Origin of the sequence: Dyadobacter sp. CY345, assembly GCF_021502725.1 — a bacterium.
Taxonomy (GTDB): Bacteria; Bacteroidota; Bacteroidia; order Cytophagales; family Spirosomataceae; genus Dyadobacter.
The window spans coordinates 24323-47707 of the sequence record NZ_JAKFFS010000007.1 but is presented as its reverse complement, the minus strand read 5'-3'; the positions used below and the strand labels follow the sequence as shown (position 1 = coordinate 47707).

At 41.1% G+C, this 23385-nt stretch carries 21 protein-coding genes; 6 read left to right on the top strand and 15 right to left on the bottom strand.

Annotation, left to right across the window (positions count from 1 at the left end):
- Window positions 1–5: 5 nt before the first annotated feature.
- The 4 genes from L0657_RS25520 to L0657_RS25505 form a co-directional block, all read right to left on the bottom strand.
- Entirely contained in the window at window positions 6–1085 is a 1080-nt protein-coding gene (locus L0657_RS25520; RefSeq protein ID WP_235153617.1) for an FAD-binding oxidoreductase, read from the bottom strand.
- A 6-nt stretch (window positions 1086–1091) separates the two neighbouring features.
- Window positions 1092–1796 carry a (d)CMP kinase gene (cmk, locus tag L0657_RS25515; protein WP_235153616.1) on the bottom strand — a complete coding sequence of 235 codons (705 nt, stop codon included), beginning with the start codon at window positions 1794–1796 and terminating at the stop codon, window positions 1092–1094.
- 144 nt (window positions 1797–1940) lie between these two features.
- A complete protein-coding gene (locus L0657_RS25510) occupies window positions 1941–2525 on the bottom strand; it encodes an LUD domain-containing protein (RefSeq protein WP_235153615.1) in 585 nt (194 codons plus the stop codon).
- 18 nt (window positions 2526–2543) lie between these two features.
- A complete protein-coding gene (locus L0657_RS25505) occupies window positions 2544–3917 on the bottom strand; it encodes a lactate utilization protein B (protein WP_235153614.1) in 1374 nt (457 codons plus the stop codon).
- A 241-nt stretch (window positions 3918–4158) separates the two neighbouring features.
- Here L0657_RS25505 and L0657_RS25500 point away from each other — a divergent pair, with 241 nt between their 5' ends.
- Window positions 4159–4554: a hypothetical protein gene (locus L0657_RS25500; protein WP_235153613.1), complete on the top strand. Its 396-nt coding sequence runs from the start codon at window positions 4159–4161 to the stop codon at window positions 4552–4554.
- A 54-nt stretch (window positions 4555–4608) separates the two neighbouring features.
- Here L0657_RS25500 and L0657_RS25495 read toward each other — a convergent pair whose 3' ends face one another.
- From L0657_RS25495 to L0657_RS25465, 7 genes are all read right to left on the bottom strand, one after another.
- Entirely contained in the window at window positions 4609–5385 is a 777-nt protein-coding gene (locus L0657_RS25495; RefSeq protein ID WP_235153612.1) for a (Fe-S)-binding protein, read from the bottom strand.
- Between the two features lie 3 nt (window positions 5386–5388).
- On the bottom strand, window positions 5389–6171 hold the full coding sequence (locus L0657_RS25490; RefSeq protein ID WP_235153611.1) for an endonuclease/exonuclease/phosphatase family protein: 783 nt from the start codon (window positions 6169–6171) through the stop codon (window positions 5389–5391).
- A 199-nt stretch (window positions 6172–6370) separates the two neighbouring features.
- Window positions 6371–6703, bottom strand: a complete 333-nt coding sequence (locus L0657_RS25485; RefSeq protein ID WP_235153610.1) for an L-rhamnose mutarotase — start codon at window positions 6701–6703, stop codon at window positions 6371–6373.
- A 12-nt stretch (window positions 6704–6715) separates the two neighbouring features.
- Window positions 6716–7543 (bottom strand): amidohydrolase, encoded by an 828-nt coding sequence (locus L0657_RS25480; RefSeq protein ID WP_235153609.1) that lies wholly within the window; start codon window positions 7541–7543, stop codon window positions 6716–6718.
- A gap of 59 nt (window positions 7544–7602) precedes the next feature.
- On the bottom strand, window positions 7603–8466 hold the full coding sequence (locus L0657_RS25475; protein WP_235153608.1) for a fumarylacetoacetate hydrolase family protein: 864 nt from the start codon (window positions 8464–8466) through the stop codon (window positions 7603–7605).
- A 134-nt stretch (window positions 8467–8600) separates the two neighbouring features.
- Entirely contained in the window at window positions 8601–9374 is a 774-nt protein-coding gene (locus L0657_RS25470; RefSeq protein ID WP_235153607.1) for an SDR family NAD(P)-dependent oxidoreductase, read from the bottom strand.
- Window positions 9375–9597: 223 nt separating this feature from the next.
- Entirely contained in the window at window positions 9598–11250 is a 1653-nt protein-coding gene (locus L0657_RS25465; RefSeq protein WP_235153606.1) for a UxaA family hydrolase, read from the bottom strand.
- Between the two features lie 322 nt (window positions 11251–11572).
- Here L0657_RS25465 and L0657_RS25460 point away from each other — a divergent pair, with 322 nt between their 5' ends.
- From L0657_RS25460 to L0657_RS25445, 4 genes are all read left to right on the top strand, one after another.
- Window positions 11573–12454, top strand: a complete 882-nt coding sequence (locus L0657_RS25460) for an AraC family transcriptional regulator (protein WP_235153605.1) — start codon at window positions 11573–11575, stop codon at window positions 12452–12454.
- A 232-nt stretch (window positions 12455–12686) separates the two neighbouring features.
- Window positions 12687–14318: an adenine deaminase gene (gene ade / locus L0657_RS25455; RefSeq protein ID WP_235153604.1), complete on the top strand. Its 1632-nt coding sequence runs from the start codon at window positions 12687–12689 to the stop codon at window positions 14316–14318.
- 160 nt (window positions 14319–14478) lie between these two features.
- Entirely contained in the window at window positions 14479–15060 is a 582-nt protein-coding gene (locus L0657_RS25450) for an RNA polymerase sigma factor (RefSeq protein ID WP_090341629.1), read from the top strand.
- Between the two features lie 95 nt (window positions 15061–15155).
- Window positions 15156–16430: a replication-associated recombination protein A gene (locus L0657_RS25445; RefSeq protein ID WP_255718333.1), complete on the top strand. Its 1275-nt coding sequence runs from the start codon at window positions 15156–15158 to the stop codon at window positions 16428–16430.
- Window positions 16431–16435: 5 nt separating this feature from the next.
- Here L0657_RS25445 and L0657_RS25440 read toward each other — a convergent pair whose 3' ends face one another.
- A complete protein-coding gene (locus tag L0657_RS25440; protein WP_235153603.1) occupies window positions 16436–16960 on the bottom strand; it encodes a DUF892 family protein in 525 nt (174 codons plus the stop codon).
- A 410-nt stretch (window positions 16961–17370) separates the two neighbouring features.
- Between L0657_RS25440 and L0657_RS25435 the strand changes: the two genes are divergently transcribed.
- Complete coding sequence (locus tag L0657_RS25435) at window positions 17371–17643, top strand: hypothetical protein (RefSeq protein WP_235153602.1); 273 nt, start codon at window positions 17371–17373, stop codon at window positions 17641–17643.
- A gap of 65 nt (window positions 17644–17708) precedes the next feature.
- Here the strand turns inward: L0657_RS25435 and L0657_RS25430 are convergent, their stop codons facing one another.
- The 3 genes from L0657_RS25430 to L0657_RS25420 form a co-directional block, all read right to left on the bottom strand.
- Complete coding sequence (locus L0657_RS25430; protein WP_235153601.1) at window positions 17709–17996, bottom strand: hypothetical protein; 288 nt, start codon at window positions 17994–17996, stop codon at window positions 17709–17711.
- A gap of 79 nt (window positions 17997–18075) precedes the next feature.
- Window positions 18076–19662, bottom strand: coding sequence for a RagB/SusD family nutrient uptake outer membrane protein (locus tag L0657_RS25425; protein ID WP_235153600.1), 1587 nt, complete (start codon window positions 19660–19662; stop codon window positions 18076–18078).
- Between the two features lie 53 nt (window positions 19663–19715).
- Window positions 19716–23189: a TonB-dependent receptor gene (locus L0657_RS25420; protein WP_235153599.1), complete on the bottom strand. Its 3474-nt coding sequence runs from the start codon at window positions 23187–23189 to the stop codon at window positions 19716–19718.
- Window positions 23190–23385: the final 196 nt, after the last annotated feature.

Below are 23385 nucleotides of genomic sequence, written 5' to 3'. Positions count from 1 at the left end.
TTACTTCAACGGAAATATAACGAAAAATACCTCTTAATATTCACTGCTTCATTCAATTCTTTCTGCTTTTCAAGATATTCTGTAAACTGGTTCGCAAAATACGGCGCGAGTGTGACACCCTTTGTGCCCAGTCCATTGAAAATCCCGATGCGCGAATAATCCGGATGGATACCTAACATGGGCCTTCTGTCATGTGAAGAAGGTCGAATTCCGGCCAGCTGTCCAGTGATTTTATAAGGCACTTTTAACAACGGCTTCAATTTACTTTCCAATTCCTGGGCGGCGGCTGCCGTTGTTTCCCAATCCAAAGGATCCCAGGAATAGGTCGCTCCTACCCGGCAATGCGTTTCAGAAACGGGAAGAATAAAAATTCCCTGATTTACAATCTGATTGGTCGCTAATTTATCAATTTCAATTTCCAATATCTGACCCTTAACCGGGGTAAAAGGCAGCCAGTTAAAAAGCTCATTTTTCCTCGCATTAAAACCCTGGCAAAGAATTACCTTGTCAAATCCATAACCATTCCAGAAAACGGATTTCTCAGAAACTTTCAGATCATCAATATTAAAAGTTGATTCCAGATATTGACTTAAATTAGAAAAATAGTCACGGCTTTTATCCAATAATAAAGGCAAATCCACCCAGCCTGAACGAATAACTTCCATACCTCCAAATGGAGCATGAACATGTTCCGGCACATTTTGTTGTTCAGACGGTGACTGAATGTATCTGGAAATTCCGGGATCAGACGTTTGAGCTAAGTACGAATTCTGCTCTTCAATGGATCGAAAAGGCCGAAAAATGGAAGCCTGATGTAATATTTTTACACCTAGCTTTTCCTCCAAACCAGCATAAAATTTTTGAGCATAGGGAAAAATTTCATCGGCGAGCCATGTTTTTACTAGCTTTTTTCCAGTCAAAGGATTAAAAATTCCGGCCGCAACTTTTGAAGAAGATGGTAAGGAAGAATCATTGACCAATAATATTCTCTTACCTGACTGATGCAGATGCCAGGCCAATGAAGTTCCGGCAATTCCCTGCCCGACAATCAGATAATCATAATGGTTTTCAATATTTTGTGTCATGAAATTTTAGCTATTTTCACGATCACGGAGTACCAAACCGATTTGTTCATCCGCTAACCTGACCACCATTTCTACCTGCTCGTCCAGTGTCATCATTGAATTATCGATATAAATCGCATCCTCTGCCTGTCTTAATGGACTTTCTGCACGGGTAGTATCAATTCGGTCACGCATTTTCAGATTTTCAGCAATTTCAGGAAGTCCGACTAATTCGCCCTTTTCCAGCAATTCAAGCTGCCGACGTTGCGCACGAATTATCGGATCGGCCGTCATAAAAATTTTCAGTTCAGCCTGAGGAAAAACAACTGTCCCAATATCGCGGCCATCCATAACAATCCCTCTCGACCGGCCCATGCGCTGCTGCTGGGCAACCAACGAATGCCGTACATCCTTGATCGCACTGACGGTACTTACCTGCTCGGAAACGTACATTTTACGAATTTCATCTTCAACATTAAGGCCGTTGAGATAGGTATCATTTGTCCCCTTCTCCTTATGACGGCGGAACGTGATATGGATGTCATTTAATGCTTTCTGGACTTCCCTGGGATTGGAAACCGATATGTGATTCTGAATAAAAAATAATGTCACTGCCCGATACATTGCTCCTGTATCTATGTATGCATAATTCAGCTGCTGAGCAACCTGCTTGGCGGTTGTACTTTTTCCACAACTTGAATATCCATCAATCGCAACAATTATTTTAGGCATACTTTCAAGGTTTAATATTCGGCGGCATAACCTGGCCAAATTCAAAAATGCAATATATTAATAATTGCAAAAGTATAAGAAAGAATGCGGGAGACGAACTTTTTTATATACTTACTTGAAAACAACCTTTACTACATTTTCTAACTAATTCTCCACTAAAAAGATAACCATACTCCGGGCTCCGTGCGCACCGATCACCAATGACTGCTCAATGTCCGCAGTTTTGGACGGACCGGCAATAAAACAGCCCCAACCGGTGGTATCGGACAAACGATTGTATGCGTCATGCATATTATTTACCAGCGCATTTCTCGGAATTACAAAAGCGAGGTTCTGTGTAATGAACGGCAAAACCCGATGTTGTAAATGATTATCCGAAATCCAGACTGCGCCGTTTTCTGCGACACCAAATTCTGCCTGTAAAATAGCAACTTCAATTAATTCAAGATCATGCGGATCTGCGACCTGCAAACTAAAATCTGCCCAGGAAGCCAGTTCAGGAATTGTCGTGGCCTTATTCACTACATCAACGTACATCTCCTCAACTTTTTCGCGAAGATGTTCCTTAGATTCTACGATGATTACCTCAGTATATATGGCTTGTAAAATTTCTTTGAATTTCTCTTCCGTATCTTTGTAACCGCTGTTAAAAGTGTAATGCGTAGGCAAAACAGTTTCGGCGGGTTTGTTCAGCTTAACCTGCTGAAGAATTTTTTCACGTGAGCTCATGATATTTCTATTCTATAATTACTTCCGGTTTCTGACAAACCAATCTCTGAAACTTTCTTTTGGCGGCTCTGGCATTTCCCGCTGCTTAAACCACGGATTCAGCGAATTATTAACCATAAAAGGTAAAGTCCGCATTACAGACCGACCCAGCCTGCCCGACCATTGATAAAATCTTGGCTGAGATAACACCATCGACATCGCTTTCACTCCTATTTCTTTCGCCTGAGGCACATGCCCGCCCTGGACTAAAACCTGCCGCCATTTATACAACTGATCATGAATATCAATTTTTACCGGACAAACATTGGAACAACTCCCACATAACGTACTCGCAAAGGGAAGATCTGCATTTTTGGTCATATCAAGATTCGGAGCGAGAATAGAACCGATCGGACCGGCGACAGCATTATGGTAACTATGTCCGCCGCTTCTACGGTATACAGGGCAGGTATTCATACATGCCCCACAACGAATACATTTCAAAGAATTTTTAAAATCGGGACGTCCAAGTTGTGTGCTTCTGCCATTATCCACAATGACCAGGTGCATTTCCTGACCTTCGCGCGGCTTCTTGAAATGGCTGCTATATGTTGTAACGGGTTGTCCGGTTGCACTTCTCGCAAGAAGTCTGAGAAAAACACCAAGGTGAGATTGTAATGGGATTATTTTTTCAAAACCCATGCTGGCAATATGAACATCGGCAAGATGCGCGCCCATATCTGCATTTCCTTCGTTCGTACAAACAACAAATCCACCGGTTTCTGCAACTGCGAAATTAACGCCGGTCAGTGCTGCCCGTCTCGTCAGGAATTTATCGCGTAAATGTTGTCTCGCCGCCTCTGTCAGATATTGCGGGTCTGTTGCGCCTGCATCAGTTCCCAAATGTTCGTGGAAGAGATCGCCGATATCTTTCTTTTTCAAATGAATTGCCGGCAAAACGATATGACTAGGTGGTTCCTGGCGAAGCTGAACAATCCTTTCGCCGAGATCCGTATCGATCACTTCAATGCCATTCTGGATAAGGAACTCATTCATGTGGCATTCCTCGGTCAGCATCGATTTGCTTTTCACCATCTTCTCAACCTTGTGCTGCTTTAAGATCGCCAGAACTATTTCATTATGTTCTTTCGCGTCAACTGCCCAGTGTAAATGAATGCCGTTTGCTTTTGCATTTTTTTCAAATGTTTCAAGCAAATCGTCCATGTGCGAAAGGACATAATTCTTTATCTGTGAAGCGGTTTCCCGCAGCTCCTCCCATTCAGGCAACAATTTTGATGAAATATCCCGCTTTTTACGAACGAACCACAATGTTTCGTCATGCCAATCTACGTACGATTCGTCCTTATTAAAGGTCTCTGAGGCCTCGGCATGTTCAATTACTACTTTCGACATGGCTTGTTAACAAATAGATAATAGTATTTTTTAAAGAATCTCAATTGTACTTTTCACATTCGTTGTACTATTTCAAGTTTGCGAATTGTTAAATAAACAACTTTTTACAAAACGCAAAAAAGCTATTTTACTCTATTGCAATATGTTGTAATTTTGAATCACAAAGTTTTTTGATCGGGGCATCAGAGTCTGATCAAAGTTTAATTTAACTTTTTTTAGACACAAATTAATTTTCACTCCTATGAAAACCAAAAACACTCTTTTTTCAGCAGCCTTGATTGGTATGCTTATAGCAGGTTCAGCATTTACAGCTAATGCACAAACCGCCATCGCAACTTCAGACAAAACTGAATCAGCTTCTACTAAGTTGTCAGTTCTGCAAGTTAAACCTATGCAATTCCGCGTTTCATATAACAATGCACAATCAAACAATATAATCGTACGCATTCTGGACACTGACAAAAATGTTCTTTTTTCAGAAAACAAACGTGCAGCAGCAACTTTTGTGAAATATTTTGATCTTTCGACACTTCTTGATGGTACTTATACTTTCGAGATTACGGACGGAAAAGAGAAAGCTTCACAAACGTTTGATGTTCTGACAAAGACGAGCCGCGTCGTTTCTTCAATCAACTAAACGACTGAGCCTTCTCAGATTCTGGATTCCGTAAACTTTGTAAAATGCCGGTGCTCAATGATTGGGTGCCGGTATTTGTTTTACAGCACTATTCAAAATCTCAGCAATATGTTTTACCTGAACTGGTGAATTTTTTCGTTTCAAAATTCCTTCCAAATGCAGAAGACAACTCATGTCCGATCCTGTTATATATTCAGCATTGTGACGAATATGGTCCGAAACTCTGTCCTTACCCATCTTCACTGAAACCGCCTCTTCGGCAACGCAGAACGTTCCTCCGAATCCACAGCACTCATCTTTTCTGTCGAGATCAACCAGCTCTAATCCTTGAACTTTATTTAATAATGTTTCAGGTTTGTTGTAAGTAGCCGCGTTTAATTCCGACATCTGGGAAAGATGCAAACCGCGCTGTCCGTGACAACCCTGATGCAATCCAACCCGATAAGGGAAATTTGCTGCGATCTCATCTATTTTCAAAACATCGGTTATAAATTCAACCAGTTCGTAAACCTTCTTACGGAGTTTTTTAGATTCCTCTATACGATCCTCTACTTTCAAATGCTCTTTGATATGCAACACGCAGCTTCCCGAAGGGGCTACGACATAATCGAATTCGGCGAAAGAATTAAAAAAAAGATTGTTGCAATCCTTAGTCAAATGTTCAAAACCCGAGTTCGCCATAGGCTGTCCGCAGCAGGTCTGATTTAGCGGAAAGCTCACTGTACAGCCAAGTTTCTCTAATAATTCCAACGTTGCAATTCCAACCTGCGGATAAAACTGGTCCACATAACAGGGAATAAACAGTCCGATTTTCAAATGTGAATAATCCATATTTTACCAAAATTCAATCGTTGCCATAATGGGGTAATGATCAGAAACGTCCGGATATTTTTTGATAACCTTATATTTCTTCACTCTAACTTTGTTGTTCATCAATACAAAAATATAATCGAGCCTGTCACCGGGAAGCCCTTCACTCCATGTCTGCATCTGGGACCCACGGGCCGCGTCCTGCCATTTTTTCCTGAAAGAAAAATAGGGTTGCTCATTTGGCCGGGCGCCCATGTCCATTCCTAAAACCACAGGCTGAATACTTCCTTCAAGCAACCTGTTCACAAACGCCGCCTGCAAAGCTCGGTCAACGACGGAGGCATATTCAAGACGCGCATTACAAAACCTAAACGTCAGGTTTTTGTTGACGCTAATCAGTCCGCATTGTAACACTCTCGCATCAGAACCTTTGGTCGCAGGCAAATTGAACTTTTGCGTTTTCTCAAAAGGCCATTTGGATAATAATCCTACACCTTGCGATCCATGTTCCGTACTATCGGCGACGCCATAAGCATAATACATACCCGTCTGAATAGCTAACTGCCGCAGCTGAAATTGCACTTTACCGTTATTTTTTAAACTATCAACCGCTTGTAAGGCGACTAACTGTGGCGAGTTTTCTTTTATAATTTTCAAAATCCCCATGAGATTCGACTCGTCGTTCAAATCCAGTCCATGGCGGACATTGAAACTCATAACCTTAATCTCCACTGGCCGACGAGGCTGTGACGAGAATAAAGTGATGGTTAAACATATTAAGCTGATAATCAGTACTAACTTTTTCAATCTATCAAATAGCTAAGTAAAATGGCTCCTGTCAAACTGTAATTTAAGACCCTTAGGTTTAAAATCGCAATCTGTCTTCGGATAATTCCTGAGAAGTTTTTCCCTAACTTTTATTGAGTGATGCTGGTCGGTGCTAGTTTTAAAAGCTATTTTTCAATTGTGGCTAACAAAATTTTTGGTACTAATTTGAAGATAATCCCTAAACCAAAGCGAAGATCTTGTCCATTATAACCCATTTTTCCCCTTCCTTGGCAGAAGGCAACGCTTGCTGATATTTCCACATCAGCTGCTCCCAAACCTGAACATCCGGATTGGCAGCGTCCATGGCATTTTTTGTTTCAAAACTAAAATCGTCCATCGTTTCCATAATCATGAAAAGCCGGTTTTCAATTCTGTAAAGCTCCATTTGGGTAATTCCTGCATCCAGAATGCTTTTTTTAATTTCAGGACGAGGAACACGGTGATGTTCCTCATATTCTTCAATCATCTTTGCGTCGTCTACTAAATCCAAAGCAAGGCAGTATCTTTTCATTATACAATTTCTTTAATCGAGGGAATAAAATTTAACAGCATTTTCACCCCAGACTTTCTTTTGCTCGTTTTTGGAAAGTTTTGTCAGGTAATTTCCAAGCACATCTTTCATGGCACCGTATTCGGCAGCCACCAGGCAAACCGGCCAGTCAGAACCAAACATCAAACGATCTGTTCCAAAAGCTCCAAAAACAGTATCCAGATAGGGTTCAAAATCTGCGTTTTGCCAGGAATACCAATCCGCTTCTGTCACCATACCTGAAATTTTGCAGGAGACATTTGGTAGCTCAGCTAGCTTTTTAATATCCTTTGCCCAGGTTTCTATCTCACCTTTCTTGATATAAGGTTTTGCAACATGGTCAAGTACAAACTTTACGTTTGGCAATTGTTTGGCAAAAGTATAACTCGCTTCAAGTTGCGTTGGATAGACAAGAATGTCGTAGGTAAAACCAAACGCAACCAATTGTCCTACACCCTTGATAAAGTCAGATTGCAGCAAAAAATCATCTGGCTCACCCTGAACGATATGCCTGAAACCTTTTAATTTTTCAAATTGCGAACAAATTTCCAGCCTGTCATACAAATTTTCAGCCCGAAGATCTATCCAACCCACAACGCCTTTTAGGAAGTCATTCGCTTCTGCAAGCTGCAACAAAAATTCAGTTTCAGAATTGGACTGATCCGCTTGCACAGCCACACATCCGTCCACGCCATTCGCTTCCAAAACCGGTTTTAGATTTTCGGGAAGAAAGTTTTGACGGATCTTTTCCATTTCTGGCGTGATCCAGGAATCTCTTACCGGATCATAAATCCAAAAATGCTGATGGGAATCAATAACCATATTATACTGTTTGAATGTTTCCGGATGAGAATAGTATTTCGCACCCGGAAATTTAGAATTTATACTGCTTTCCAGGCCACAGCTTCCTGTTTCTGAACACCCAGGCCTTCGATACCAAGTTCAACGATATCACCTGGTTTCAGATAAACCTGAGGTTTCATACCCAAGCCTACGCCAGCTGGAGTACCAGTAGAAATAACGTCACCTGGAAGTAAAGTCATAAACTGGCTCAGATAACTTACAAGGAAACCAACCTGGAAAATCATGTCTGAGGTATTGCTATCCTGAATTTTCTTGCCGTTTAAAGACAACCAAAGATCAAGATTATTCGCATTTGGAATATCCTCTCTTGTGATAAGGTATGGCCCGAGTGGCGCGAAAGAGTCATTACTTTTCCCTTTTACCCATTGTCCACCACGTTCCAGCTGATATGCACGTTCGGAGTAATCGTTGTGAATGGTGTAACCGGCTACGTAACTAAGCGCGTCAGCTTCTTCAACATAACTCGCCTTTTTCCCAATAACGACGGCAAGCTCAACTTCCCAATCTGTTTTTTCCGAACCTCTTGGAATAATTACCGGATCATTCGGGCCAACCAGCGCAGAAGTCGCTTTAAAAAAGACGATTGGCTCTTTCGGTAATTCTGTTGCACCGGATTCATATGCGTGTTTTGCATAATTCATTCCAATACAGATAATTTTTGATGGGCGCGCAATGCATGACCCAAAACGGAAACCAGGCTCAACACGTGGTGCCGATGCCGAATTGACAGCGAGCCAATCGGCAAGACGATTTAATCCGTCCGTACCAAAAAATTTCTCATTATAATCTTCCCCAAAAGCAGAAACATCCAGCAATTCGCCGTTTGTCAGTTCCACACCAGGTTTCTCTTGTTCGTAAGCTCCAAAACGGAAAAGTTTCATATTATGCTTTTTATTGTTTCACAGAGAAATTAAGAGTTGTAAAGGAGTGCCACAGAGTTTTTTCACAACATTATCTTCTAAAAAAACTCTGTGTACCTCTTTTTTTCGCTCTGCGGTTCTCTGTGTTACCTACATTAATTATTTAGTTTTTCAAATCCCCCATCAATCAAATAATCGCAACCGGTGATGAAAGAGGCTTCGTCTGAACACAAGTATAAGGCAAGTGCTCCGATTTCGTCCGGTTTTGCCATCCTGCCAATCGGCTGTGTTTTTGAAAGTTTTTCAAACATTTCAGCTTCTTGTCCCGGATAGTTTTTTGCAATAAATCCATCAACAAAAGGCGTATGAACACGTGCCGGCGAAACGCTGTTGCAGCGAATACCATCCGCCAGATAATCCTTTGCAACCGATAAAGTCATTGAATAGACAGCACCTTTTGCAGTTGAATAAGCAAAACGGTCAGGTATACCGACAGTTGCAGCGATGGATGCCATATTCAAAATAACGCCGCCACCAGCTTTTTTCAAATGTGGTATTGTCGCAAAAAGGCAATTGTAAACTCCCTTAACATTGACGTTGATTACGCGGTCGAAGTCGGTTTCAGCCGTGTTATCCGCTTTCCCGATATGGGCTATCCCTGCGTTATTGACCAGTATATTGATGGTTTGTTTTTCAGCAATTTTGTCAATAACTTTTACAACATCTGCCTGTTTTGAAATATCGATCGCATGCGCTTCTGCGCTTCCACCACTATTTTTTATATCTTCAACTACCTGATTTGCGAGGTCAATATTAAGTTCAAGAATATGCACATGAGCACCTTGCTTAGCGAAAGTTTCAGAAATCGCTAAACCGATTCCACTTGCACCTCCTGTTACCAAAGCCACTTTGCCGGTTAAATCAAACATGTATTTTACAATTAAATATTAAGTCAACGTCTTAATGAAAAGACTGATGAATACGAACTATACTCGGAACAAACTTATGGTTTACGGGATAAATCCCGTGTCGCGACCTCCAAAGCTCTCGGCCCCAGGATCAATCCTGAGGTTACTGACTTTTCACTCTCATGAGCTGTATGTCTTAGCTTGAAAATTTTATTTTCCGTTGTTATAATCCCTCAAAAAAAAGTTAAAGTGAAACACCTCTTTTCCATGGAATAAAATCATCCTGCCCTAGCTGCTGCGCTTTCGTCAATTCTCCGCTTGCCACTTTGATCACATATTCCAATAAATGGTCTGCGTTTTCTTCTAGTGACTGCGTACCATCCACAACCGGCCCGCAATCAAAATCTATTACATCCGGCATACGGTTTGCCAAAATAGTATTCGTTGCAACTTTGGCAACCGGGCATATTGGATTTCCTGTCGGTGTTCCCAAACCAGTCGTGAAAAGAATAATATTCGCGCCCGCAGCTGTTTGTCCTGTTGTCGCTTCCACGTCATTTCCGGGTGTACAAACCAGTGCCAGACCAGCTTCGGTTGCTCTTTCCGTGTAATTTAAAACATCTGAAATATAGGCATTTCCACCTTTTTTTGCAGCACCAGCTGATTTGATTGCATCGGTAATTAAACCGTCTTTGATGTTACCAGGCGAAGGATTAAAAGCAAATGCAGAACCAACTGCTTCCGCTTTTCCAGCGTAATCGCGCATTAATTTTTCAAATTTGGCCGCTTTTTCCTCTGTCACGCAACGGTTGAGAAGTTCCTGCTCTACACCATTAAGTTCCGGAAATTCAGCAAGAAGTGTTTGTCCGCCAAGCCCAACTACGATATCAGACAAATGACCCAAAACCGGATTCGCAGAAATTCCCGAAAATCCATCTGAACCACCACATTTCAATCCAACCGAAAGTTTTGACAACGGAGCTGGCTCACGATATTGTTTATTCATTTCAGTCAAACCCAGGAAAGTTGATTTGATCGCACCGGAAACCAGCGAGTATTCAGTACCTTTCTGATGTTCAAAAGCGTAAAAAGGTTTGTTGAAATTTGGATCGCGCTTTTTAATTTCGTCTTCCAAAGTTTTCAGTTCCGAATTTTGACAACCCAGGCTTAAAACGGTGATTCCGGCGACATTCGGGTGAACAGCGTATGCAGCAAAAAGTGCGCATAAAGTATTTGCATCCGTACGGGTACCGCCGCAACCGCCTTCATGTGTCAAAAATTTAATTCCATCCACATTGGGGAAAGGACGACTTTTTACCTGCTGTTCTTTTGTTGGTTCTGAAAATCCTCCCAAATTTTGCATACGGGACATATCTCCTGACTGGTATGCTTTCAAAAATTCAGCAACCTGGCCGCGATACATATCAGTCTGTGCATAACCCAGTTCTCGCTCGAAAGCATCTTTCATGATCAGCACGTTGCGATTTTCACAAAATACCAGCGGCAATACCAGCCAGTAATTATAAGTCCCTACCCGACCGTCTTCCCGGTGATATCCATTAAAAGTTCTTCCCTGCCAACGACTTACGTCCGGCTGTGTATATAAATATGGCTGCCGATTCGCGGTGCTGTAATCCTGGGAATCGTGTTTTAAATTAAAAGTAGTAATGGGTTCTCCCCGTTTGATTGGCTGTTTTGCACGGCCCACCAAAACGCCATACATAATAATTGCTCCGCCTGTTTCTATATCTTCGGTAACAAATTTATGCTTTGAGGAAACGCCGTAAGGCAAAACATAACGCTCGCCGTTCCATTCCGCAGTATCGCCTGTCGGAATATCTCTAAGCGCCACGATGACATTGTCGGATGGGTGAATTTTCAAAAGATTGGACGCCATAGTCTCAATAGGAATAAGTATTAATAAATGTTCATGATGTGAATCTGAAATAACTTCATGTCAAGAAATTCGTCTTCATTTTAGTCAGACGAGTTATTCCGTTTTTACCCGGCATTTCAAATGCATACATCATTAATATATACCTCCCAAAACGCCGAAATAATACAGGAAGTTATCCGAAATAAAAATACCAATATTTCTTATTGAATTTTAACACAAATGAATAGAAATATAAAAAGGCGTTGTTTCACTATACTGGCATATTTTTCAATAATTTTGGCATAAATTGGATCATTATTGATTAAATCTTGTCATTTTAACTGTGAAACCTCAATTACTTAAAATTCCGAAAGGTTTGCATCAGTCTTTTAGCATCAGACGGGATGTGGTGTTGTATTTTTATAATCGCTGGCATTATCATCCGGAGATCGAGCTCGTGCATATTGAACAAGGCTCCGGGACTCAGTTTGTCGGAGACAACATTCAAAATTTCCAGAGTGGCGATTTGCTACTGATCGGGCCAAATCTACCGCATTATTGGCGCTGTGATGAAAAGTATTTTAAAGGTGATTCTCAGCTGTATGCACAAGCGACTGTTCTTCATTTTTCTGCTGAACTATTTGGTGAAACCTTCCGAAGTCTTCCTGAAAATAAATCGATCAACGAATTACTGGAAAAAGCGAAATGGGGAATGAAACTTTTGGGAAAGGAAAATCAGCAGATTAAAGTGCTTCTTCAAAAACTGCTGGATCAGGTTGAAGGAAATCCGATTATTTCATTATTACAAATTCTGGAAACGCTGGCGCATAGTAAAGAAATAAAGTTGCTTTCGAATAGCCACTATCAGGAAGAATATGACCAGCATGACGAAGACCGGATTAATCAGATATATAAATATTCGCTGAGTAATTTTCAGCAAAAAATAACGATTGAAGAGATTGCGGAAATCGCGAATATCAGTCCGAATTCTTTTTGCAGGTATTTTAAAAGCAGAAGCCGGAAAACATATTCTCAATTTTTACTGGAACTTCGGATCGGCCACGCCTGTAAATTATTGATTGACGGAAAACTGAGTGTCGCGCAGATCTGCTATGAAAGTGGATTCAATAATTTTGCCAATTTCAACAGATATTTTAAAATGCATACCGGGAAAAGTCCGCTTCAATATCAAAAGGGATACCGGGCGAGCTCGGTGATTTCCTGATCCTTTTTTATTATTTTTTTCTGGTTCATTACCGGTCCGACGGCAGAAAAAGCCGTCGGACCGGGCGACCCCGTCGGATGGCTTTTTCCGCCATCCGACGGGTAATGAAACACTGCGTCAGAAACTAAATGATACTTAGAGATGGTTTTGTAAATTACGTGCAGTAACAACAAGGACTATTCACGCGGTACCATTTAATACCGATACATATTTGCCATAACAATTATAAAAAATGAAAGCCAACCTAGTTAACATCTTCGAAAAGACAATTCAGGAAGCTGAGATTTCGATAAAGAATAAGGTAATTGAAAGTATAAATGTTACAGGCGAAGAAAATTCCAGCCTTCCTTATATAATACCTGGTTTCGTCGATGCCCACGTCCACGTAGAAAGCTCCATGCTGACGCCTTCCCAATTTGCCAGATTAGCCGTAGTCCATGGTACCGTCGCTACCGTTTCTGATCCGCACGAGATCGCGAATGTGCTCGGCGCTCCTGGCGTAGAATATATGATCAAAGATGGAAAACGTGTTCCATTTAAATTTTGTTTCGGTGCCCCGTCCTGCGTCCCAGCTACTATTTTCGAAACTGCCGGTGCCGTAGTAGATCCGGAAGATGTCAGAAAGATGCTAGCAAGCGACGATATCGGTTACCTCGCAGAAGTGATGAATTTTCCTGGTGTTCTTGACAACGATCCTGATATGGTGGCAAAAATCAATTGGGCCAAACATTTCAATAAACCAATCGACGGCCATGCTCCCGGACTTCGTGGCGAAGCGGCTAAGCAGTATGCTGCCAATGGAATTTCCACAGACCATGAATGTTTTACTTATGAAGAGGCAAGAGAAAAAATTGATTACGGTGTCAAAATCCTGATTCGTGAAGGGAGCGCTGCCAGAAATTTTGACGCGCTAATTCCGTTGCTGGCAGAATTTCCCGACAGGATCATGTTCTGTTCAGATGACAAACATCCGGACAATCTCGTTGAAGGGCACATCAATGTTTTAATCAAAAGAGCACTGGCGCTTGGACACGATCTTTGGAATATTCTGCAGGCTGCCTGTATCAATCCGGTTGAGCATTACAATCTTCCCGTTGGCTTATTGAGAAAAAACGACCCGGCTGATTTTGTGGTGATAGATAATCTTAAAGACTTTAATGTTCTTAAAACTTATCTCGACGGAGCATTAGTCGCTGAAAACGGAGTTTCCCTGATTCCTGATCTTCGCAGCGATCATATCAACCAATTCAATTGTACGAAGAAAAGCCCGACTGATTTTGCTTCACCTGTTCCAGCTGAAACGAATGGAAAAATTCGGGTTATTGAAGCTTTGGAAGGACAATTGATCACTAATCTTTTAATCGAAGATTTTAAAACTGAAAACGGTTTTATGGTTTCGGATACCGATCAGGATGTTCTGAAAATCGTTGTTGTAAACCGATATCATAATGCTGCTCCTGCCATTGCATTTATCAAAAACTTTGATTTAAAAGAAGGTGCGATTGCTTCAACCGTTGCACATGACTCGCACAATATCATTGCAGTCGGCTGCGACGACCAGAGCATTTGCGAAGCAGTCAATTTATTAATTGAAGCGAAGGGCGGAGTATCCGCGGTAGGCTTGGATGAAAAACATATGCTAGCACTTCCTATTGCAGGTCTAATGACAGACGTTGACGGATACAAGGCGGCAGAATCTTACACAGAAATTGATCAGTTTGTTAAAATTAAACTTAAATCAACATTAAAGTCACCGTACATGACATTATCTTTTATGGCTTTACTTGTAATTCCTAATATTAAACTAAGTGACAAAGGTCTTTTTGACGGTGAAAAGTTCGAATTTGTAAACTTAAATTTATAAAAGGTTACTTAATTAAGGTTTATTGCATGATTAACTTAAAGGATGTAATTTTTTCTTGAAAATATTTTTTTAATACGTTTTTTTATAAATATATTTACAAGTGTAAAAATGACCCTTATTAATTTATAATTCCTAACCTTAGTTAATTCCTAACCTTACGATGGCTCACCTACGCTACAAACAAGAAGAAGAACTTTGTTTTTGGGACCAGTTCAGAAAAGGAGATGAGAACGCCTACGCGTGCCTTTACCGGTCGTACGTCCACATCCTTTACCAATACTGCTCTCAGTTTACGATTGATAAGCCACTAATTAAGGATTGCATTCACGATTTATTTGTGGAGCTCTGGAGAAACCGAACAACGCTGGGTGACACCACATCTGTTCGGTTTTATCTTATGGCCTCAATCAAGAGAAAATTGGTTCGCCATTTGAACGCTCAGCAGAAACACACCAGCAATGAAGATATTCCGGTGGAATACTGGCACATTCACACGCCTTCTCATGAAAACCATATGATTTCTGAGGAAGAATTTGACTCAACAAATCAACATTTAAATGTAGCAATTAACGGATTGCCCCGCCGTCAGCGTGAAGCGATTTTCCTGAAATTCTATATGAATCTTAATAACCACGAAATTGCGGACCTGATGAAAATCAACATACAATCGGTATACAACCTTGTATTTGGCGCGTTGGGAAATCTTAAAAAACAAATGACACTAGACCGACTTACATTCTGATCTGAAAATATTTTTACATTTGACAGAAAGCGTAACAATGTGTTACGCTTTTTTTTGTTATTAAATTACATCAACAAAAATTACATTTTCAACAGATGATATCACCGATTGCCACACCTCTTGCCGAAAGATTACGCCCACGCATACTCGATGATTACATTGGACAGGAAAAACTACTTGGCAAGAACGGACCATTAAGAAGGGCAATTTTACAAAATACAATTCCCTCCATGATTCTTTGGGGCCCTCCCGGTGTTGGAAAAACCACGCTTGCGCTTTTATTGTCAGACGCCACAAAAAGGCAGTTTTATAATTTAAGTGCAATTAATTCCGGAGTTAAAGAATTACGGGAAGTGCTTGCCCGGCCTTCTGGTCTATTTCCACCGATTTTATTTATTGACGAAATTCACCGCTATAACAAAAATCAGCAGGACGCTTTGCTCGGAGCGGTTGAAAAAGGTCAGGTAACACTGATCGGTGCGACCACTGAAAATCCTTCTTTTGAAATAAATTCCGCTTTGCTTTCACGATGCCAGGTCTATATCCTTGAAGGTTTTGGTGAAGATGAGTTAAAAGCGATCATCAACCGCGCGCTTGAAAAAGACGAATGGTTGAAACAGAAAAAAATAACTTTTACCTCATATGATGCTTTATTAAGGCTTTCAGGAGGTGACGGTAGAAAACTTTTAAATCTCCTCGAACTGGTCGTTTTAGGTAAGGGCGATGTTGAAGAAATCGAAATCACAGATGAGTGGGTTACTGAAGTAGCACAGCAGAATATTGCCAGATATGATAAATCCGGCGAGCAGCACTATGATATTATTTCTGCATTTATAAAATCTTTACGTGGCAGCGACCCCAATGGCGCCATTTACTGGATGGCAAGGATGATTGTTGCCGGAGAAGATCCGTCTTTTATTGCAAGAAGGATGCTCATTATGGCTTCCGAAGATATTGGGAATGCAAATCCCACCGCTATGATCATGGCTAATGCCTGTATGCAGGCGGTGAACGTGATTGGCTATCCCGAATGCAGAATTATTTTGTCCCAGGTGGCGATTTACCTGGCAACATCTCCGAAAAGTAATGCAAGTTATCTGGCAATAGCGGACGCCATGGAAGCTGCAAAAAATACCGCACATTTACCAGTTCCGCTGCATTTGCGTAACGCTCCTACAAAATTGATGAAACAGATTGGATATGGAAAGGAATACAAATATTCTCACGACTTCGAAGGCAACTTTGCGAAACAGAATTTTTTGCCTGATGAATTGAAAGGTACTAAATTATTTGAGCCTGGAAATAACGCCCGTGAAGAAGAGATACGCCGGAAACTTCAACAATGGTGGACCGACTGGTATGGATACTGATGAGATCAGGGTTTTGAATCCGGAACTTTTTTCACCTCACTGTCTTTCAACAAAGTCTCCGCAAGTTTGCTCAGGTACTGATGGCTGCTCTTCTCTTCAATGGTAACAGAAGACAATATTTCTTTTACCTGATCGATGTCAAGCTCTTCAACCAGTGCAAGCAAGTGATCGTAAGATACAACTTGAAAATTTGTCATATCAGTTGTAGTGTGGTGTTTTTTTTCCATTTCAGTCTTTCCTGATTTTATTTTCAAAGGTTCAAATGTAACTTTAACTTCCTCATTATCTGTTGAATGATTTACGGGAACAGGTGTCTTAATTTCTGATTTTGGAAATACTGTTTCCAGCTCTTTTATATTTTCATCGGTTTTTTTCCAAATACTTTTAAGCGCACTCGCTAATTTCTCCATGTTCGTCTTTGTTTCCATTTCCCTGAGTGCATCTTCAATTTTTTTTTCCCCAAAATGACTATTTCTCAGCTCTGAGAGAAATAACTCTTGGTATCTGATTTTCTTTTGGTCTTTGTCCATAATATATAGCGACAAAAATGCCACAAATTAATTCTACAAGTTTACAAACTTAATTCTATACATCCTTACAAAGGCGTTAGATAAAGTATTTTTGTATAGTACGTAAAAAGATATAAAAAGTAATGCCCTGATTATCAAAATATTTCAAAAACAATTAAATACTTTTTAGAGAGAATAGATTCACAACTTCATTGTGTATTTTGGATATTTAACTATAAATGCATGTGTGACCATGAAATGGTTAGTAATTTCTATCCGGAAAAATTGTATATTTGATTTAATGGCTTAACTAAATTTGAATGACTACTTTAAAAAATCTATCCATTTCTTTATTCTTGCCTTCATATCACAGGAATTAACTCTATTTAAGCTATTTCTGAAAATCAACAAAACTACAATTAACAAACATTATGGCTAATTTTTTTCATCTTGAAGGCCAGAATTTCGCCTTCAATATTGACCGTGTAGACTATTTTATTAAATCACAGGAAGAACCAACAGAAAGTGAATTGGCGAAATATCTGATCACTTTTTATTCAAACGAAATCAAAGTTGGGATTTGGGTATATGACTCAGTGGAAGCAAGGGATAACCAGTTTGTAAGTCTGGTAACTAAGAAATTTCCAAAATCGTCGTTGAAAGACCAAAACATTATGAAAGTTCCGATTTCAATTCTAGAATAGAAATTACTGGATAACAAAAAGGAGTCAATTGTAAAAATTGACTCCTTTTTTATGATCTAATTTTGTCAGGATATTCCCATCAACGGCTCATCGGGTTCATTTCCTGGAAGCGGTTCCGGAGTAATTTCCGGTGCGTCGGGGCTTACCGGCGGCAATTCTGGTTCAGGTTCAACAGGAGGTGTTTCTGGCTGCCTTTCCCACGGCGGCGTTTCCTGTGGAATTTCCGGATTGGGATACTCCGGTCTAGGATCGAATGGAGGCGTTTCGGACGGACTAATTGGATCCGGATATTGGTGCCCCTGACTCACTACTGTTTCTTCGGATGTCTCACCGGGATTTATGGTCTTTTTCATGATGTCTCGATTTTAGAAATTAAGCATTGTCATAACGATAGGCACAGTTAAAATAACCATGCCCATCAATACCCGAATTTTACCAGCCCGTGTTCTGTTTAAGATTTGGGTTAATATCCAATTGAGGTTGAGGAATTGGATATATTTCAAATTTCGGATCATAAGGCGTCAACCTCGCTCCCACAATCTGATCGGGCGTGATCGCCGCAATTTCCTCCCGTAAAGTCCCCCACCTTCTGATATCAAAAACAGTGGTGAATTCCCCTGTCAGCTCTAATCTTCTTTCGTTACGGATTGCGGCGCGAAGATCAGCAGCCGTAGTCATTTTTACAGGAACCGCTTTTGCCCTTGCTCTCACCCGATTCAAAATTGGTAAAGCGCTCGCTGATTTCCCTGATTCATTCAATGCTTCTGCATAACATAACAAAACATCCGAAAAACGCATTTCAATCAAATCAGAATTATAACCCTGCGCCGGAGATCCCGCGATTCGGGGAACTCTCGCAAGTTTCCCATAAGCCAGACCGTATCCAGTAGTCGTATCGCCCATATAAATTCCTGTCTTATTGTTTTTGTAAACGTTCACCGTAGAATCGTAAATCACACTATCACCGGCAACCGCAGCAAAATTGGGGTTTCCTTTGTAAAGGTACCTATCGACCAGGGTAAAGTCTCTCCTGGTATCACCTGGTCCAAAAAGTTTGTAAAAACTGTATGTCAAGCCATACGTAGTCTGCTCATCTCCATTTTGCAAACCCTGAGGAAACAGGAAAAAAGGAAAGAAATTTCCGTTTGGATTCGACTCATTTGCAAAGTATCCGAAAGACAAAACGATCTCCTGATTGCGTTCATTATTTATCGAAAACACATCGGCAAAATTGTCGAGCAAGGCAAAATTATGCTTCGCTTCATTTGCCGTACCGACTACCTCTGCGAGTTTATCTGCGGCGGTCTGAAAATATTCTACCTTGTTCAAAGGCTTACCGGCCATGTGAAGATATACTTTTCCAAGCATCGCTTTAACAGTTCCGGCAGAAATCCGTCCAACCTCCGCACCAGTCCAACTATCAGGAAGATTGAATTCCGCGAATGTGAGATCTTCCATGATGAAGGCATACGTTTCATCAACGGTTGACGAAGGTGCATAGATCAAATCTGATTGTTCAAGGGATGTGATTGCATTTTTAATCAAAGGAACACCGCCGAAATAACGCACCAGATTGAAATAAGCATAAGCTCTGAGAAACCGGGCTTCGGCGATATATATATTTGCAATTTCCGGATCCTCGACGGCTATATTCGCATTTTCAATGACGGAATTTGCACGGAAAATTATTTTATAAAACCGGCCCCAGATGGAATTAAAGGCATCTTCCCTCGGTAAATGTCCGAATCGGTAAAATGGATCAGCACCGGCTCCAAAAATACCTGCGGTAGAATACCGATGCCCTGACTCACTTAAAATAAATCGGTTGACAATGTCATTATAATTAGCGGCGGTGTAACTTTGATACACACCAAGTGTCGCCTTTTTCAATCCTTCTTCATCAGCAAAAACCTGGTCCTGGTTTAAGGATGAATACGGCACTTCGTCGAGAGAATCTTTACATGACTGCAAACCAAGTATGGTCAGGAACAGTGCAGATATATATATTTTAAGTTTCATATTTTGAATTGTCTAACTGAGATATGTTTTCAACTATAAAAATTGAAATTCACTTAAAAATTGCATGAAAAACCGATCGTGTAAGAACGCTGCGCGGGGTAGGCGCCGTAATCAATTCCCTGCTGAAGCAGCGACTGATTAAAAGAACTAACTTCCGGATCAAACCCTTTGTATTTTGTGAAAGTGGCAACATTGGTTCCTGTGACAAACAAACGTGGATTCTGAATTACCCCCAGCTTTGGAAATGTATAAGAAAGTGTGAGTGTTTTTAGACGAATAAAACTACCGTCTTCCAGCATTGTCGAATTAATATCCGAGGAGCTCAGGCCACGCTGCGTACTTGGATAAAGTGGATCATTATGCTGATTAGATTCTGTCCAACGTTTTTGATACCATTCTTCTGATTGGTTAAATGCTATTCCGGAATAATTTACGATACCGTTATTCAGATAAAAACGGGTTAGATTTAGAACATCATTACCAACTGATCCGGTAAAAAACGCATTAACCGAAAACCCCTTCCAAACAAAATCATTTGTCCAGCCGAATGTGAAATCAGGATTTGATTTCCCGAGAATCTGGCGGTCTTCCGCATTGATGATACCGTTCCCATCCGTATCCTGATATTTCCAGGTTCCCGGAATCTCGGTTGAAAGACTGGCGTACGGATAATTTGGTTCGCCCTCAGCATTAAAGTCGGATTTTTGCGCGAGACCAATTATTTTATATCCAAAAAACTGACCAACCTCCTGCCCTGGAATTAAAATTCCGGAAATACCACCCAAAAGATTTCCATTGATTGCTACATAGTCAGGCGTCTTTTTATCTCCCAAATCTATCAGCGTGTTGACGTTTCTTGAAATGTTAAACCGAGTGGAAAACTGGATATTCTTTCTTTTGATCAGATTTGCCTGCAATGTCAGCTCAACGCCCTTATTCCTCATATTTCCATAATTATCTATGATACTCGTCACGCCGGATTGCGCTGGAACGACCCGATATTGAAGCAAATCCATCGTTTTTTTGTTGTAGTAATCAAAGCTGACAACGAGGCGGTCATTTGCTGTATTGAAGTCGAAACCAATATTAAGCTGACGGGTTCTTTCCCAGGATAAATTCGGGTTTCCAATCGAGGTTGGATAAAGGCTTGTTGCAATGTTTCCATCATTGCCCAATTCATAAAAGGCGCTCCAAAATTGCGCAAGTGAAGAATAGGGACTGATTGCCTGGCTGCCGGTTTCACCAAACGAAGCTCGGATTTTTGAATTGGAGATGGCTTTTACATTTTCCATAAAAGGCTCCTGATCAATATTCCAGGCAAGTGCGACAGCAGGAAAGATTCCATATTTCCTGTTTGCAGCAAATGGAGATGCCCCATCCATTCGAATGGAAGTGTTCAAAACATACCTCCCTTTGTACGAATAATTTCCGCGAAAGAATCCTGACTGCAATCTTCTTCCTTCTTTATAAGAACTGATGCTCTGATTATGCGCACTTCCGATGTTATCAATTCCGAAAAACGGAACATCATATCCGCTCGAAACTGTATTCAAAAATTCGACAGTCTGGTCGTTGTATTCGGCGCCCAAAGTGGCGTTTAAATAATGATCTTTGTTGAAAGTGTTCTCATAAAGAAAGTATGCGTTTACGTTATAACTGTATGTATTCGACATGGAATTGCTTCCACTACCATTCACAACACGCCCTTCTGCGGTCGTTGGGGGCATAAATGCATTTCTTCTGGTCAGGTTTTGATTTGTTCCAAGGCTTACTACAAGCTGCAAGCCATTGACAATTCTGAACCAGTTTTCCAGATTAGCAATGATATAATCGTTTTTAGAAATATCTGTTTTGGATTTTAACTCATTATATGGATTGGCGAAATAAGTACCAACGAAGCCGGGAACACCCAATGAATTATTACCTAAATAATTAAGATCAATAATAGGAGCAGCTCGTAAACCGTCCATCAAACCACCCGAGTTCGGCCAGGCATGACCAGTTGTTATGGCCCGGTTGGATTTTTGACGAACAAGCGATAATTGTCCTTTGAGCGTGTACCAGTTCGTAACTTCATTATTTACGTTAACACGCAGACTTGCCCGGTTATTATCTGAATTGATGAGTGTGCCTTTTTCTGAAAGATAATTCCCGGAAATATAATATGAAGACTTTTGACTTCCTCCTGAGACACTTAAAGTAACATCCTGACGAAAACTAGGCTGGGTGATTGCGCCTATCCAGTCAGTATTCGTAAAGGCGCTGTCCAGGTTTGTGAATGGTTCAGGCCGCTCCGTTATGCGATAGGATTCATTGATAATCTCAGCATACTGCCTTCCATTCATCATTCTGATGGGTTTCGCGATAGATCCGAACGATGTTTTATTCACAAGCTCCACCCTCCCCGCTCCCCGTTTCCCGGCTTTTGTGGTTATCAGCACGACGCCATTCGCACCCCTAGAACCATAAATTGCCGTGGCAGAAGCATCTTTCAAAACTTCCATGCTTTCAATGTCATTCGGATTTATTCCGTATAAACCGTTTTGCTCATAAGCACCTGTAAAGTTGGCACTTGCCTCGCGGTATGGCGGCATTGGGAATCCATCTATGACATATAAAGGTTCATTGTTTCCACTTAGAGAATTATTCCCGCGAATACGTACCACCGTAGACGCGCCAGGCTCGCCGGAAGATTGCGTCACCTGGACTCCGGTCGCACGGCCCTGCAATGCCTGGTCAAGCGTATTCACGACTGCACTTTTTATTTCCTGCGCAGCGACTCTTGATGTCGAACTGGCGAGATCGCGCTTGCTCTGCGTTCCGTATCCAACCACGACAACTTCTTTCAAAGCTTTTGCTTCTGGATAAAGGGAGATATTAAAATTGGTCTGCCGCTTAACAACTTTTTCCTGTGTTGTAAAACCGACATAACTAAATACCAATACCGATTTTTCGTCAGGCACCCGGATATTAAACAACCCATCAGTATTTGTAACAGTCTGAATTTTCGTATTTTTTACCAAAACACTCACGCCAGGCAAACCTTCACCGGCTTCATCAATCACCCGGCCTTTTGCGGCTATCGCACCGGAACCGGCAACACTGTCCGTTGCGATTTGGGATACGACATTTTCCGTCGCTGATTTAATTAACGTCTCAGGTTTTTCAACAGGTTTTGATATTAAATCATTTCTCCCCGGCGAATTTGTAACGGTATCAATCCGTGCGGCGGGTTTAGAAAGCGGATCAAAATTCTGACGGATTTGTGAAATAGAATCGGTTTTAGCCACGGGCTTGACCAGCGTATCATTGACCGTGGTATTCAGAGCTGAATCGTTTTTTAACCTTTGGCTCCTTACAGAATCCTGCATCGAAGCAGGTACGGGATCTGGTCGGGCCGGTGTTATTTGTGCTGCTGAATGGTGTGTCCAAAAAATTGACAGACAAACGAATGGCAGCACTTTTTTCATAATCAGGAACATGCGCCCGTGGGTACATGGTTCATGGCATCGTTGAGATTTTTTCATAAGTGGCAGGTGAGTAAAGAAATTCAGATAATTGATTCAGCTTACATTGGCATAGTCATTAAGGGCTGTTTCAAAGATGAAACCACCCATATACTTGGACAAAAATCATACCGTTACTTCTTTGTAAATATTGGACACAAAAAAAATGGCCACCTTGCGGATCAGCCATCTTTAACTTGGTATCAGCGTCCTATCT